The following is a 15225-nucleotide window of genomic DNA, read 5'->3' as shown; positions in this document are numbered from 1 at the left end:
GGCGACTAAATGATAATAACATTTAATTCTTTTTGATGTCAACAACTTTTTTGTTTGTTCAACGTTTGTCGCTGGCAACAGAGATAACTATATCACCTGCTTTTTAATCTTGCAAGCATTATTCTAAAAAAACTTTTGATTATTTTTCGTATCTTCATAAAGTTTGAATCTCAACTTCTAAAAGGAAGAACAGATCACTTTAAAGAATACACTTATATCTAATAATGACTATCAACCGATAAGGAGTCACATTCATGATCCAAACCGATTTACAAAAACCAAAAAAACGTTCACCGTTTAGAATATGGTCTGGTACACAAGTATACACAATGAAACGACGATTGGAATGGATAACGGATAAACGACAATACGTCTCGAAACAAAACATTGAACCAATGCCTTATCTCATCTTCACACACCGAACTCCCCTCTATCGACAGCTACGCGATGTAGACATGGAAGTTCAACATAATAAAGTCACGAATCTGAAGATCGCAATCGCAAACTTAAACGGAGCCATCCTAACACCGAACGACGTCTTTTCTTATTGGAAGATGATCGGAAAGCCCACCAAACGAAAAGGGTATGTCGATGGCATGATTCTGCATTACGGAAAGGTCACCTCAGGAATCGGTGGTGGCTTATGCCAACTATCTAACCTCATTTATTGGATTACACTTCATAGCCCATTGACTGTAACTGAGCGTTATCGTCATAGCTACGACGTGTTTCCTGACTATCGAAGAGACCAACCATTCGGAAGTGGCGCAACATGCTCTTACAATTATCTCGATTTACAAATTACAAATCAAACCGCACAAACGTATCAACTCCTTCTATATATAGAGGGAGATCATCTCGTAGGTGAATGGCGCTCTACCATCCCGAATAAAGAGCAGTATCGTATATATGAAGAAAACCATCATTTCACCCGTGAATGGTGGGGAGGGACAATACGACACAATCAGATTTTCAGAGAGGTCACTTCAATGAATGGCACTCATCTCCGGAATGAATTCATTACAGAAAACCATGCCATCACGATGTATGACCCTTTCCTACCTGAAAATACTGCATACAAAAAAGCCGACTCTTAATGGAAGAGCCGGCTTTTCAAATGAACTTATGCGTGTGGTAAGAACATGAAGTATGCCAAGAAGATGATTAACATCCCATACATGATTGGATGAATTTCTTTTGTCTTTCCTTTCGCAATCATCATGAGTGGGTAAAGGATGAACCCAAGCCCAATTCCTGTTGCGATTGAAGATGTCAAAGGCATCATAATGATCGTCAAGAAAGCTGGTACGGCGATTTCGATTTTCTTCCAATCGATATCAAGAAGAGCCGAAGCCATGAGCACACCGACAATGATTAATGCAGGAGCCGTAACCGGCGCTGTCACAACCGCCAAGAGAGGTGAGAAGAACAATGCCAAACCGAAGAACAATCCTGCGAACACCGCCGTCAAACCTGTACGTCCACCTGCAGCAACACCAGCTGACGATTCAACATATGAAGTCGCTGTAGATGTTCCGAAGATCGCACCCGCTACCGTTGCTGTCGAATCAGCCATTAACGCCTTACTTGCGCGCGGTACTTTGTTTTCTTTCATGATTCCTGCTTGACGCGCCACGGCAACGAGCGTACCAGCCGTATCAAAGAAATCGATGAAGAAGAACGTTAAGATGACAATCAGCATTTGGAGCGTGAATACGTCACTGAAGTTGATGAACGCTTGACCAAATGTTGATGACATGCTCGGTGGCATTGACACAACATCAGAGATTGCCGTCGGTGTCGGAACGAGACCGAAGATCATACCAACGATTGCCGTCAACAACATCCCGATGAAGATTCCACCTTTTACATCACGCGCCATGAGCAAGGCACTGACAACAAGTCCGAATACAGCAAGAAGTGTCGTTCCCGTTCCAAGTGAACCGAGACTTACGAGTGTCGCTTCGTTCGCTACAACAATTCCTGCGTTTTTCAATCCGATGAAAGCGATAAAGAAACCAATCCCTGCTGCCACTGCCATTTTAAGTGGAGCTGGAATCGCGTTAACAATTGTTTCGCGAATACCTGATAGCGTCAATACGATGAAGAAGAGACCCGATACGAGTACACCCGACAAAGCCGTTTGCCATGGCACACCCATTCCGATAACAACGCTATATGCGAAGAACGCGTTGAGGCCCATGCCCGGCGCAATCGCAATCGGATAGTTCGCTAAAAGTCCCATTGTCAATGAACCAACTACTGCAACAAGTCCTGTTGCGACGAAGACCGCCCCTGTATCCATCCCCGCTGCCCCGAGAACGTTTGGGTTCACGAAAAGGATGTACGCCATTGCGAGGAACGTTGTGAATCCTGCAATCAATTCAGTGCGGACACTCGTCCCAAGTGCCGTGAGTTGGAAGTAACGATCAATCCGACTCGTTGTAGGTTGTTGCTGTTCTTGCTTGAGCTGTGTGCTCATTTGTTTTCCTCCTTGTACTCGCCGTAAAACGAGAAAAGGCCCCCGGCAAATGACCGAGGACCCCACGCGAAACATACGAGGGCATACACCCTCATCTATGTCTCGCCGTAGTGAAATCATTTAAGGTGATTTCGTAGAGACTCTCGGGCCATATCCCCGACATTATACGGCAAAATATTTTATGATTGTTCGGTTATAATAAGAACGTTCTTATCGTATCAGCGTGAAAATAGAATGTCAACTAAATTCACGGATTTTACATCTAAAAAAAACGTTAATGTTCGGCTTTAAGACAAAACAGAGGGTGTGAGCCCTCTGTTTGGCTTATTCCCATTCAATTGTTGCAGGTGGCTTAGACGTAATGTCATACAGCACACGGTTGACGTGGCTGACTTCATTGACGATACGGACAGAGATTTTCTCAAGTACATCCCATGGAATGCGCGCCCAATCAGACGTCATCCCATCAATTGATGTAACGGCACGGACGCCGACTGCATAGTCGTACGTACGCTCATCACCCATAACTCCAACTGAGCGAATCGGTGTGAGGACCGTGAAGTATTGCCAGATATCTCGTTCAAGACCTGCCTTCTTCACTTCTTCGCGCAAAATTGCATCTGATTCACGGACAATTTCGAGTTTCTCTTCAGTGATTTCACCAAGTACACGAATTCCTAGACCCGGGCCTGGGAATGGCTGGCGCCACACGATATAGTCAGGAAGACCGAGCTCAGTACCGAGCGCACGGACTTCATCTTTAAAGAGCGTGTTGAGTGGCTCGATCAACGTGAAGTTCATGTCTTCTGGCAATCCACCGACATTATGGTGCGATTTGATTGTTTGCGCTGTATCTGTCCCACTCTCGATAATGTCTGTATAGAGCGTTCCTTGTGCGAGGAAGTCCATATCGACAAGTTTCGATGCTTCTTCATCAAATACATAGATGAACTCGTTTCCGATAATCTTACGTTTTTGTTCAGGATCCGACACACCAGCCAACTTCGTCAAGAAACGTTCCTGCGCATCGATTTTAATGACCTTCATGTTAAACCCGTCAGCGAACGTCTTCATGACGCTATCTGCTTCTCCTTTACGAAGGAGACCGTGGTCGACGAACATACATGTCAATTGATCACCGATTGCACGATGCACGAGTGCCGCAACGACAGAAGAGTCAACGCCACCTGAAAGGGCACAAAGTACTTGCTTGTCGCCGACGATTTCACGAATCTTTTCGACTTCGAGGTCAATAAAGTTTTCCATTGACCATTCACCTTTAGCACCACACACTTCATAGATGAAGTTTTTCAAGATGTCGTTCCCATACTCCGAGTGACGAACCTCTGGGTGATATTGAACACCATACATTTTCAACTCATCGTTTTTAATCGAAGCGACCGGGCAAGATGGGTTCGTTCCGTCAACGATGAATCCTTCAGGTGCTTCCATGACGAGGTCGCCGTGGCTCATCCAAACTGTATGTTCAACAGGAAGTCCATTATAGATGGCTGATGCTTCCGGCGTTGAGAACAATGTCGCTTTTCCATACTCACGGTGTGCAGCACGTTCGACACGACCACCGAAATGATGCGTCATGAGCTGCATGCCGTAACAGATTCCGAAGATTGGAATACCTAATTCGAAAATTTCTGGGTCACAACGATATGCACCTTCTGCGTATACGCTGTTCGGTCCACCAGAGAAGATGATGCCGACCGGGTTCAATTCGCGAATCTCCGCTGCAGTCATTTTATGTGAATGCAACTCACTGTATACGCCAAGGTCACGGACACGACGCGTGATCAACTGGTTATACTGTCCACCAAAATCGAGCACCAAAATCATTTCTTGTTCTACTTTCACGAAATCTCCACCTTTCTGCCTTCTCCTCAAAAAAAGGACGAGCCTCTCCCCAGATTATCCAAACCGAAGAAGAAGCACGCCCTTTTCTTTGTATGCGAAACGTGCTCCTTCATAGTCGGTCCATTTACGGTGGTCCGGTAGAGACTCTCGCGCCAATTCACGAGTATATACGAAGGAATGCCATGTTCAATTATCTAACTAATGCGTCTATCTTACTTGATGCATCCCGCCACTTCAACTCATAATTCTGCGAATCATGATTTTCCAATATTCTTTATATTTTGAATTCGGTTCTTGTTCGGCATAAACCGCTTGCTCGAACAAGGCCGTCAAGCGCGTCATGTCGTTCGTTTCGTAATAGGCATCGACTTCTTTGGCAAGCTCAGAAGGCGTACGCCCTTCGACTTTAAATCCATTCGCGCGAAGTCGCTTCACCAAATAACGATGCATCGATACGAGACTACCGTCTGTGAGCGGGCGACTCATCCACCAGACGTACATAATTTGTCGCTCAATGATTTTCCGGTTCCAAATGACGACGGCCACGAGGAATAGAATGACGATCCACCCCCATACAGGGATACTGCGAGACTCTTCTTGTACCTCACCTGTTGTGACATCATCGATTAATAAATCTTCTTGAGGACGATTTTGCGCGTTGTTGTCTTGCGTCGCCTGCGGATCATTCGTTGCCGGTGTCGTGTCATCTGTGTCCGTTTCTCGTTCCATCTGTAGTAAGTTAGCGTCCGAAAAACTGATGGTTGCCTCTAACGGGACCCAACCTGCCCCTTCAATAAAGTATTCGACCCACGAATGGGCGTGACGGTTACGAATCGTATGCTCTTCCTCACCTTGAACAACCCCTCGCGTGTCACCCATCGTAAATCCTTTTACCCATCGTGTCGGGATTCCATTCGCCCGTAATAAGACGGCTGCTGACGTAGAGAAGTTATCACAATACCCAATCTGTGTGTCGAACAAGAATTGGTCTACATAATCGGTTTCCCCTTCTGGTTGTGCGACATCTTCGGTATCATATTGAAATTCTCCGTTTCGGAAGTACGCTTCTACCGCTTCTGCTTTCTCATTTGGAGTTTCACTTTCAGTGGTAATCTCCGTAGCTAAGTCACGTACACGATCTGGTAAAGAATCCGGTAGTTGCAAATAGACCTGTTCTTCCTCCTCTGTCAGCGAGCTCACTTCTTCATTTAAGGCAAGCTGTTCTTCCGAGAAAGCTGGTACACTGTAGCGAAGTTGAATCGTCCGTGGCGTCGCTTGGTTTTCGTTTTCAAACACAATTTTCCCGGACGGTTGGATTGTGATGGTCTCGTTCGGAAAAGCTTGTTCGATATCTCCGACCCGAAATTCAGTGCCTGACTCTGTTTCCGTCGCTTGAGGATACTCTCCCCCATACGGAACGAATGTTTGACGACGATCAAAACGAAGAAGCGCCTGTTCCGAGGTTGTATCCACTTCAGAGTCGACCAATTGCCCACGATTATAGTTAGAATCTAAAACAGGTGCCTCAATCCAACCTTTTCCTGTATAGATGGCTTTTGATTCGATTCGCCAGTAACGAGCCGGTACGCCTCGCGCGATAAAGACAATGCTATCATCCTGTTCAAACGGACCACCTAGCGCCTCATCGTTCACACCATATCCGACCCGACCAGGTCCGTTCCCATCACCTTCTGTTGTCGCATTTCGGAAACTCGTTGTGATTCGGTCGGACCAATCTCCTTCTAATGTCGGAGAGGCACTCGCAAGCGCAACGACGACACTGAGAAGCAAACCGATACTGACGAATCGTACGAGCGATTGACTTGGACGCTTCGCTAAATCCGTGACAAATAGTAAGAGAAGTGAGGTGACGATCGCATAAAGGATATTCCCTTCTCCGTCATACAGTGTCCACGTATCGAAATAAGCCATGACACCCAATGTCGAAACGATCATCCCAAGTGCGAATCCGTAACTCGGGTATGTTCGTCCGACAAGGATGGCAAATAGTAGACCGATGAGCGCCATTGCAGAGAAGAAAATCGCCTCGTTTGGTAATTCCCCGCTTATGACGCCCATAAAATCTTCCATCCATATGCCAAACCAGTCGAAAATACTTCCGTGATAGACGTATAACACAACTAGGAAATTGAGAAGGGAGATTCCAAGAAATGCACTCCATGGGAGAAGACTGACGAACATTGGGACGATCAGAAGGAAATAAAACGGCCAACTTACATCGAACGTTGTACTTCCAACAATCGGCTCGATCCAAAAAGACAATAAGTAGGTGGCGAGCACTGTATATACAATCCGTGTGATCCACGTCTTCATCCCGTCACCTCATTTACAGCTGTGTATAAGTGATAACTACCTTGCGTTTCATGCATGAGCTCTCGAATCGAAGTCGTTTCAAACGGGCTGATTAGAATCAAATCCCCCGTTTGTTGAGGCATGTTCTGTTTCACCCGCTCGACAAGACGCCCCTCCGCTTCTGGAGTCGCAGTCAACAGGTAGTGTCCGACTTCTGCACTTTGATCCGGAAGATGGAACAGACGTACCTGTTCTTCAATGACATATAGTTCAAACGGCAAATTCTTTCGTTCCAACTGACGAATCGCACCAACGAGCAAGGACAACGAACGTTCAAACGCCTCCTCATACCCGGCGGAGACAGCCGGTACGAATACGAGTGAAAGTTTCTTTTCTTGCTCTTGGTCAAATGTTTTTGTCATCAAGCTCCCTCGTCGAGCAGAAGCTTTCCAGTCAATCCGACCAATTCGGTCCCCTGCCGCGTATTCACGGACACCGCTCGTCGTATTGGCCACTTCCGTGTAAGTACGCATTTGACGATATTGTTCGCCGCGTCCTCCGACATGTTCATCTCGAGGAAGGTCAAATGGAAGTTCAGAAGGTGACACTTCTACAACTGTCTCGATTCGCAACGTCCGCTTCCGGTTGAATAAACCAAACACGTCGCGAACATGAAGAACCGTTCGGTCAAAGACATGAATCCCCCGCTTAATCGCATCGACCTCGTAATGGACCACTTCGGCGCGTCGAAAGAAACGATCTACCGGCACGATGATTGTCTTGTCTTCATCAATCAATCGCTGCGGCAACCGTTCTTCTAACGTCACCATTCCAATCAAAAAAGGATATTTTCGTTCGATTCGTAATTCAACGTCCATCGATTGACCGGAGACGAGACGTTTCGTCGTGACTCGTCGAGACACATTTGCCGCTGTGACCGGATAAATCATAAAGAGCGTCCAATAAACCGTCAACACCAAGAACGACCACCATAATGTTGAAGCAACGATACTCCCTTCGATTCGGGCGAATGCGTACAATCCGAATGCCGCCGCCCATACAACGAACAGCTTCATCCAGTTTTTCATACTTCGTTGACCTCACGATCCATCGGGACAGGCAACGTATCAAGCCAACCTTGAATCAATTGATTTGGTGTTTTTCCTTTATATCGCGCTTCAGCCGTCAACAAGACACGATGTCCGAGCACACTCGTCGCCATCGCTTTGACGTCATCCGGTAACACAAAGTCACGATTATGAATATACGCCCACGCCTGCGCCGCTTTCATCAACGCAAGCGTAGCTCGTGGACTGCCGCCTAAATACGTATGGGGATCCTTCCGTGACTCATGCACCAATCGTACAATGTATTGTTTGACGGCACTCGATACATGGACCTCTCTCACTTCACGTTGCATGAGCTCTACTTCTTGTTTTGTTATGACACTATGAAGTGCATCAAGCGGCTCTTCCTTTTCGAAACGACTTAAGAGTGCGATTTCTTCATTGAATGTCGGGTACCCCATCTCGATTTTGAGTAAGAAGCGGTCCAACTGTGCTTCCGGTAACGGATATGTCCCTTCATGTTCAATCGGGTTTTGCGTCGCCATGACGAAGAATGGTGAAGGTAATACTTTCAACTCCCCATCTACCGTCACACTCCGCTCAGCCATCGCTTCGAGAAGAGCTGATTGTGTCTTTGGTGAAGTTCGGTTGATTTCATCCGCCAAGATAATATTTCCCATGAGCGGTCCAGGACGATATTCAAACTCTCTCGTTTTTTGGTTATACATCGAGATTCCCGTCAAGTCAGACGGCAACATGTCTGGCGTGAATTGAATTCGTTTAAAATCTAAGTCGATTGCCCGGCTAAATGTACGAACGAGCATGGTCTTCCCGACACCCGGTACGTCTTCTAAAAGAACATGCCCGCCTGCCAACAAGGCAGTCAGGCTCTTGGCGATGACTTCTTCTTTTCCGACAATCACAGTTTCAATGGCAGTTATAATCGATTGGACAGTTGGACGGTACATGACGGATTCCCCTTTTTCTCTGAATCTAGGATGACTTGAAGTTAGAATGTTCTGACTTTATTGTGACATAAGAGCATATCGGAATGAAAGAAATACTACATGTAAATACGCTCCTTATTCCTTTACCCAAAAAACGTGCTCGTTCTTTAGAAAAAACGGGCACGTTTGTCGATTATTCAGGACGCTTTATATCAAAAAGTTCACCGAGTGTTGCATAACTATTCCCGGCCATACGGCTGACCGGCGCCAACTGTCTCGCATCGATTCGTCCATGTTCATACAATTCCCGATCAATGTGAAAACGGACAACCCTTGCAATCAACAAGTCTGCTGTCGTTTGTCCTTCATGTTCGATTGGTACATGTTGATGTAAGACGCATTCAAATCGAATTTTTGCTTCTTTGATTCCTGGAGTCGCAATCACTTCGCTCGGTTGAATTGTGAACGTTGTACGTGACAGCTCACTCTCATCAGCGTCAAGATTCGCAGCCGTCTCATTCACATCGTGAACATTCGTTTCGTCAACAACATGGATGACAAGTTCTTTAGTCGTGATTGCATTTCGTGCCGTATCTTTCATCACGCCATTTTTTCGTTGAATAGACACGGAGACGAGAGGCGGATTGGAAGCGACTACGTTGAAATAACTGAATGGAGCAGCGTTGATCACGTCCCCATTACGTGTCGTTACAAAGGCGATTGGTCGCGGTACAATACTGCCAATCAAAAACTTATACGTGTCCCGCTCAGTTAAAGCGGATGGTTCAATGGATAACATTTAGTCACGCTCCTCGCTTTTTTATCTTAAATTCAAGATAATAATGATTGATGATTTTGTCAACGACTAGAAGATTGGGACGTGTATATTTCAATCATTTCGGGTAAATCGCTTTATGTGCTAGATATGCACATCACGTAAGCAAATTAATTCAATTTCCTTTCCCTTTTTCATAAAATGCAGGGCAAGGAAAAGATGGCCTATCGTTTTTTATGTTCAAGGAAGGAAGTAGAACGAATGATCAGCAAGTGGATTGAACAACTAAACAGTCGTCAAATACTCAGTATTTTATATAGCGTATGCGGATTTAGTCTCATTTTAACTGCCATTGGAGCCTGGTTTGTTCGAGATGGAAATGTGTCTACTCTCGAACTTACCGCCCTTCGGTGGATTTGGATGATGGGACTCGTCATGTTCATTAGCGCTATTCTTTTGATTGGGCGTCCGCTCATCAAACGAATGGCCGATCAAAACAGTAGACTTAAAATGAAAAAAGAAAAACTCGAAAATGTGATTAAAGAGTCAAAGTTGAACGAAATGAATCTTCAATACCGTAATGAATTGATCGAAGTATTGGCGTCGAAAGAATCTTTATTTGATTATTCTTCTGTCATCGAAAAAATCGTATTACTCACGAAGTCTGAATTCGGCGCTTTGTTACTCACTAAAGACGGAGAAATCACGTCTGTCGTACCAAAAGAAATGACGGAAGACCAACAAGAGAGTCTCAAAAAGGAATCACTGCTTCTTAAACGTGTCATGATTTCAAAATCGCCTGCAGCTACTTCAAAGCGGGTCGTCGATGCCTTGCACACGTATCCGTATTATATTTATGAAACGGTCATCCCAATTATGGACCCGTCAGATAACAGCCTGATTGGTTGCCTATATTTGGCCCGTTACGATGAACACTATGACGCAAGTGAAAAGTCTGAACTGAATGCGTTCGCTAGTCAGCTCGCCATTTCACTGCTTCGGATGCAACTTTATCGTCAGATGCAACAAGATCGAAAAGAAACCGCTCAATTGATCAATTCCGTGCGCGAAGCCATTTTATACGTGAACTATGAAGACGATACTGTCGTTGGAAACCGCGCGTTTATTCGCATGTTTGATGACCTTCACTTCGACTATAAAGGGTATGAAGAGTTGTCAGCGATTGATATCGATATCGAGCAACTCGCAGAACGCGTAGATCAGCACGAACAATTCGTTCGTTACTTCGAACGCGTCTTTTCACAAGATACGCCCGAAGACGGACTTACAATTTCAATCGATCAAGGTGATTGTTTCATTCAGCTTTATGCCGAAAGCGTCTATCGCGATCGTCGACTTCGTGGAACGATGCTTGTGCTACGTGACGTTACTGCTGAGACCGAGGTAGATCGAATGAAGTCGGAGCTCGTTTCGACCGTATCACATGAGTTGCGAACGCCCCTTTCTTCAATCTATGGCTTTACGGAGCTCATGTTGTCACGTGATTTGAAAGAAAATCGACGAGAGCTTTATTTAAAAACGATTCATGATGAGGCGAAACGATTATCTTATCTCGTTAATGATTTCTTGGACCTCCAAAAAATGGAGTCTGGGAAACAAACGTTTGAATGGGAACCGGTCGATTTGTATAAACTCGCCACAGACAGTGTGACGTTTTATCAAGAAACGACTGATCAACATGAATTGTTTATCGACGCCGATGCTGAAGAGAATTTTATAATCGATGCAGACTTAGAAGGAATGCGTCAGTTACTCGGCAATTTATTAAGTAACGCCATTAAGTACTCACCAGACGGGGGGAACATCCTCGTGTCACTCGAACGAGTAGACGAACAAGTCGTGATGAAGGTGCGAGATCACGGAATGGGTATTCCAAGCGCCTCTCTCCCTCATCTCTTTGGAAAGTTTTATCGTGTCGACAACTCAGATCGTCGTAAAATTGGCGGTACTGGGCTCGGGCTCGCAATCTGTAAAGAAATCGCTAAGGCACACGATGGTCAACTTCACGTGGAGTCGGTCTACGGAGAAGGAAGTACCTTCATCTGTGAGTTACCAACAACAAAAGAATATATTATGCAATAACACGGTCAAAAAGACCGTGTTATTTTTAACCCTTTTCAGAAAAATAAGAAGGAGTTTTTTACAAAATATAGAAAGCCACAAATAGTGAATTAAGAGTATGGAACGAATCACACCCTATGTATTTATTTTTGCACGTTTTAAAGCGAAAACAAGATATACTGAATATAAAGAGATTGTTAAGATCGGAGGGCTTGCCATTGGATCATCGTGACCCACCTTTTTCAGAAATTGGAGATTTTAAACAATGGGGGCGTTTTGAAATCGATGTCCCTCACATAGGGGAGCAGGCGAAGTTCCAAACGGCTGCCGCATTAGTTCGAAAACATATTCCATTGCGACTTGGTGGATTTTATATTATTGCGAGCGAAGAACAAATTTTGCACAGTGGCTCACATGAAGGAAATCTCCAAAAACACTTGATTCATTTATTGCAGCAAGTCCATAACGGTCATTTAACAGATGAACGTCTTGTTCAAGAACAAGTCTGGACGGTGCATTATTTTACAACGCCATAAAAAAGAACTCGAAATCGGTACGCTTACTGATTTCGAGTTCTTTATTTATTTATTCCCAGCGTGACATAATTGCTACAGTTTTTTCATAATATTCAGTAGCCAGCTTATATTTCCCTGCGTTTCTCAACTCTCTAGATAACCATAAAGCGTATTTATGCGTATAGTATTCATCGTACGCTTCAAAATAGCCCACTGCTCTTTTTAAACTTTCAATAAAAGCGTTGTGATCTTCAAATTTATATTTATTCAAGTAAATATCAAAATGATAACGAAACTCTATTAAATTATCTTCATTACCCTTTAACTCATAACCTGTTTCTAACCACTTCATGATTCCCTCGATATTTTGTTGAGCTACATTTACTTCAAGAAGTGACATGACACTCAATAGCTTACTCTTTTTATCTTCTTTTAAATTGAAACCATCCAAAAAGTATTGTTGAGCTTTTTCTTGATCACCAATAAGAAAATGAATGTCCCCAATGTTGTTGTATAGCATCCCAAAATAATTATTTAATCTCGCGGTCTCAGCGACTTTTGCAGCTTTTTCGTAATGCTCAAGAGCTGTAGTGTAACGTTTACGACGCTTAAATGACAGACCAATAATCATATGCGACTCAATAATTCTTTCTAAACAAAAATTGTCCTGAAAATACCCTAATGAAGCTCGTACATTTTCAATAGCTTGCAAATAATCAGTAAATCGATGATACAATGCCCCGATGATATAATGCATATCTGCTACTTCCCAATCAGGCATATTTGTATTTTTCAATCTTTGTCCGATTTGTTCTAACAAATTTATTATCGTCTCTCGATCTGCCGTTTGATATTGAAACATATACAGACAGTGAATAATGTCATATCTTAATCTATTATCAAAATCTAGTTGATCTTCAATCCACCCTACTTCAATTAAATAGTTTGAATTGCCTTTCGGTGTCATACCAAATCTAGCCAATGTAATCATTAGTGTTATATATAGTTCTTTAGACTGAAGTACCACAGGATTCGTTTTATATTCTTCTATTCTTTTTAAATAATTTTCTTCTTTCCGAGATAGAATTGCTTCTTTTAAAATTTCTCTAATTTCAAACTTCACCTGATGTACTTTTTCGCTAAAATCATAATATAGAGGGATGTCTAGTTCTAATCTTTCAAAGATCAATTCTAATACGGTTTCGCTTGGAGAAGTTTGGTTGTTCTCGATTTTACTTAAATAGGAAATAGAGCATATGCCTCTAGCGAGAACGGACTGCTTCATATTTTTTCTCATGCGCTCTACTTTAATAACGTTTCCGTAATTATGTTCCATATCAATTAGTAACTCCCTTAGTACTAAAGTATTTTAAGTTTCTTTAATAATAGGCTTTTTGTCACGTATTGAAGAAACTGATTAGAAAATGGTCTAAATAACAGTACTTTTTGACGGTGATTTTCCCAACCTGTTCGTCCCCTTCATTAATAGAAAGCATGATAATATTGAACTAGTTAAAAAACTTTTACCGAATGCTTTAGTATTTTTTAACTAGTCCACTGACGTTTAGCTATGAATAAGGGGTGAAATCACAAATGGGAAAATTAAGTTTTCTACTCGCGGAAGACTACATTAAACCTAAAATTTACTTTAAGTCAAAACAAGCATCGACTATGAATGACATATTTACTTCTGAAGATAAACAGTATTTTTCAGGTTTAGAAAATCTGCCCCCATTGTTGAATGCACCTAGAGGTTTTATTGTAAACGCTTTTCAAATTGATTACTATCAATCCTTACCCCGACTTATCGCTAGATCTTTGAAAAAAACTCACTCATTTAAAAAGCTATACATTTTAGGACCAGAATTATCTCTTTCCATTTTAAAAAGAAGTACCAAAACCATTTACGAAACACAGTATAATGACTATGAGTATATTAGTGTAGAGCAAGATACTGACTTCGTAACAAGCCAATGTGAAAAACTAATTCAAGAAGGACACATTTTATACATTCTTCCTGAGACGAACGTTTGTTGGAAACCGCAACATAAAACCGATTCTGCTGATCTTTCTCACTCACTTTGCAGCACATTATTTAGCCAACAACTGCAAGTCCCTATCTTAGCAACAGCTCATGAGAATGGATCTGATAAAGTTATTATTTTCCCGTCAGACTCTCCAGATTCATATAGTGGCGAGCTAGACAGTCGTATCTACGCACAATCCGAAGCTTTATGTCACTTACTAGAATCTACAAAAATATAATTGACATGCACCTTCAACATACTAGGAATTACAGCTTCATCAAATAAACAATTAATCTAATGGAGGTTATTCAAATGAAAAAAATTACAGGAGTATTATTCTTAGCAACGGCTGTTTTACTTTTAGGGAGTGCAGTCAAACCGTTGGCAGATGAAATGCCACGCATCGTCAAGGTTGAACAACCAATTAAATCATACGCAGATGAAATGCCACGTATCGTTAAAGTTGAGCAGCCTGTCAAATTATTTGCTGATGAAATGCCACGCATTGTTAAGGTTGACGCTCCTGTCATCCTTTTCGCAGACGAAATGCCACGCATTGTATGATTAGTTTTTAAAAGAAACACTTTCTCCCCCAATAATAAAAGTTGGATTGTTATGTCAACTTTTATTATTGGGGGTTGTTTTTTAGATGTTTGTTGGGAAATTGAAGGAATGTATAGATTAGAAAACAGTACGTGAACTCTATACATAAAGAGGGATAGCGCTTTTTATGTAGAAGGCATGATTAAAAAAATATAAATTAATTATATATTACCCTCCATTTTTTCCTTTTTACTTATATAATATACAGAGACAACTAAGATTCACATATATACGTCGTCACTGTAAATATTTTAATGGAAAAAGGAGTTTAAACATTGAGAAAAATGAATTCTTCATGGGGTTTAAAACTATTCATTAGTTCTTCCTTTGCTTTGACTGGGGCAGCAGTTACACCGTCCCATTTTGATTTTTTCGGAATTAAACCGACTATCGTCGAGGCAGCCTCTACATACATCACAACCGCTAACCTGAACTTACGTACGAACGCTTCGACCGCCTACTCGGTCATTCTGACAATCCCAAAAGGTGCGACTGTTTCGTACATCAGCACCTACGGCTCATGGTTTAAAGTCTCGTACAATGGCACG

13 protein-coding genes and 2 riboswitches are annotated in these 15225 nt (G+C 42.8%); of the genes, 6 read left to right on the top strand and 7 right to left on the bottom strand.

What is annotated here, in order from left to right; all coding sequences use genetic code 11:
- The first annotated feature begins 254 nt into the window (after positions 1 to 254).
- Complete coding sequence (locus PJK55_RS14950; protein ID WP_271306307.1) at positions 255 to 1097, top strand: VanW family protein; 843 nt, start codon at positions 255 to 257, stop codon at positions 1095 to 1097.
- A 26-nt stretch (positions 1098 to 1123) separates the two neighbouring features.
- Here the strand turns inward: PJK55_RS14950 and PJK55_RS14945 are convergent, their stop codons facing one another.
- From PJK55_RS14945 to PJK55_RS14920, 6 genes are all read right to left on the bottom strand, one after another.
- Positions 1124 to 2482 (bottom strand): NCS2 family permease, encoded by a 1359-nt coding sequence (locus PJK55_RS14945; protein WP_251125744.1) that lies wholly within the window; start codon positions 2480 to 2482, stop codon positions 1124 to 1126.
- Between the two features lie 88 nt (positions 2483 to 2570).
- A riboswitch (purine riboswitch) is annotated at positions 2571 to 2672 on the bottom strand.
- Between the two features lie 134 nt (positions 2673 to 2806).
- Positions 2807 to 4330 (bottom strand): glutamine-hydrolyzing GMP synthase, encoded by a 1524-nt coding sequence (gene guaA / locus PJK55_RS14940; protein WP_251127027.1) that lies wholly within the window; start codon positions 4328 to 4330, stop codon positions 2807 to 2809.
- Positions 4331 to 4440: 110 nt separating this feature from the next.
- A riboswitch (purine riboswitch) is annotated at positions 4441 to 4541 on the bottom strand.
- Between the two features lie 41 nt (positions 4542 to 4582).
- Positions 4583 to 6682, bottom strand: a complete 2100-nt coding sequence (locus PJK55_RS14935; RefSeq protein ID WP_271306306.1) for a transglutaminase domain-containing protein — start codon at positions 6680 to 6682, stop codon at positions 4583 to 4585.
- Positions 6679 to 7749: a DUF58 domain-containing protein gene (locus PJK55_RS14930; protein WP_271306305.1), complete on the bottom strand. Its 1071-nt coding sequence runs from the start codon at positions 7747 to 7749 to the stop codon at positions 6679 to 6681. Before PJK55_RS14930 ends, PJK55_RS14935 begins: the two co-directional genes overlap by 4 nt.
- Positions 7746 to 8696 carry an AAA family ATPase gene (locus PJK55_RS14925; RefSeq protein WP_271306304.1) on the bottom strand — a complete coding sequence of 317 codons (951 nt, stop codon included), beginning with the start codon at positions 8694 to 8696 and terminating at the stop codon, positions 7746 to 7748. Before PJK55_RS14925 ends, PJK55_RS14930 begins: the two co-directional genes overlap by 4 nt.
- A 172-nt stretch (positions 8697 to 8868) precedes the next feature.
- Positions 8869 to 9474 carry a flavin reductase family protein gene (locus PJK55_RS14920; protein WP_271306303.1) on the bottom strand — a complete coding sequence of 202 codons (606 nt, stop codon included), beginning with the start codon at positions 9472 to 9474 and terminating at the stop codon, positions 8869 to 8871.
- 237 nt (positions 9475 to 9711) lie between these two features.
- On the opposite strand from PJK55_RS14920, the gene PJK55_RS14915 reads away from it, so the two are divergent.
- Together PJK55_RS14915 and PJK55_RS14910 are read left to right on the top strand one after the other, a co-directional pair.
- On the top strand, positions 9712 to 11553 hold the full coding sequence (locus tag PJK55_RS14915) for an ATP-binding protein (protein ID WP_271306302.1): 1842 nt from the start codon (positions 9712 to 9714) through the stop codon (positions 11551 to 11553).
- Positions 11554 to 11750: 197 nt separating this feature from the next.
- On the top strand, positions 11751 to 12068 hold the full coding sequence (locus tag PJK55_RS14910) for a hypothetical protein (protein ID WP_271306301.1): 318 nt from the start codon (positions 11751 to 11753) through the stop codon (positions 12066 to 12068).
- Between the two features lie 49 nt (positions 12069 to 12117).
- Here the strand turns inward: PJK55_RS14910 and PJK55_RS14905 are convergent, their stop codons facing one another.
- Positions 12118 to 13383, bottom strand: coding sequence for a tetratricopeptide repeat protein (locus PJK55_RS14905; protein ID WP_271306300.1), 1266 nt, complete (start codon positions 13381 to 13383; stop codon positions 12118 to 12120).
- 257 nt (positions 13384 to 13640) lie between these two features.
- On the opposite strand from PJK55_RS14905, the gene PJK55_RS14900 reads away from it, so the two are divergent.
- The 3 genes from PJK55_RS14900 to PJK55_RS14890 all read left to right on the top strand — a co-directional run.
- A complete protein-coding gene (locus PJK55_RS14900; RefSeq protein WP_271306299.1) occupies positions 13641 to 14312 on the top strand; it encodes a hypothetical protein in 672 nt (223 codons plus the stop codon).
- 74 nt (positions 14313 to 14386) lie between these two features.
- On the top strand, positions 14387 to 14638 hold the full coding sequence (locus tag PJK55_RS14895) for a hypothetical protein (protein WP_271306298.1): 252 nt from the start codon (positions 14387 to 14389) through the stop codon (positions 14636 to 14638).
- A gap of 323 nt (positions 14639 to 14961) precedes the next feature.
- Positions 14962 to 15225 (top strand): SH3 domain-containing protein (locus PJK55_RS14890; RefSeq protein ID WP_271306308.1); only part of this gene is annotated, 264 nt, incomplete at its 3' end.

The organism is Exiguobacterium sp. MMG028, assembly GCF_027947425.1.
Classification (GTDB): Bacteria; Bacillota; Bacilli; order Exiguobacteriales; family Exiguobacteriaceae; genus Exiguobacterium; species Exiguobacterium aestuarii_A.
Note: the sequence above shows the minus strand (reverse complement) of the source record. Positions and strands in the feature narration are given on the sequence as shown.

Coding starts and splice junctions, on each gene's coding strand:
- PJK55_RS14950 (WP_271306307.1), top strand. CDS start 255: ATGATCCAAACCGATTTACAAAAACCAAAAAAACGTTCACCGTTTAGA.
- PJK55_RS14945 (WP_251125744.1), bottom strand. CDS start 2,482: ATGAGCACACAGCTCAAGCAAGAACAGCAACAACCTACAACGAGTCGG.
- guaA (WP_251127027.1), bottom strand. CDS start 4,330: ATGATTTTGGTGCTCGATTTTGGTGGACAGTATAACCAGTTGATCACG.
- PJK55_RS14935 (WP_271306306.1), bottom strand. CDS start 6,682: ATGAAGACGTGGATCACACGGATTGTATATACAGTGCTCGCCACCTAC.
- PJK55_RS14930 (WP_271306305.1), bottom strand. CDS start 7,749: ATGAAAAACTGGATGAAGCTGTTCGTTGTATGGGCGGCGGCATTCGGA.
- PJK55_RS14925 (WP_271306304.1), bottom strand. CDS start 8,696: ATGTACCGTCCAACTGTCCAATCGATTATAACTGCCATTGAAACTGTG.
- PJK55_RS14920 (WP_271306303.1), bottom strand. CDS start 9,474: ATGTTATCCATTGAACCATCCGCTTTAACTGAGCGGGACACGTATAAG.
- PJK55_RS14915 (WP_271306302.1), top strand. CDS start 9,712: ATGATCAGCAAGTGGATTGAACAACTAAACAGTCGTCAAATACTCAGT.
- PJK55_RS14905 (WP_271306300.1), bottom strand. CDS start 13,383: ATGGAACATAATTACGGAAACGTTATTAAAGTAGAGCGCATGAGAAAA.
- PJK55_RS14900 (WP_271306299.1), top strand. CDS start 13,641: ATGGGAAAATTAAGTTTTCTACTCGCGGAAGACTACATTAAACCTAAA.
- PJK55_RS14895 (WP_271306298.1), top strand. CDS start 14,387: ATGAAAAAAATTACAGGAGTATTATTCTTAGCAACGGCTGTTTTACTT.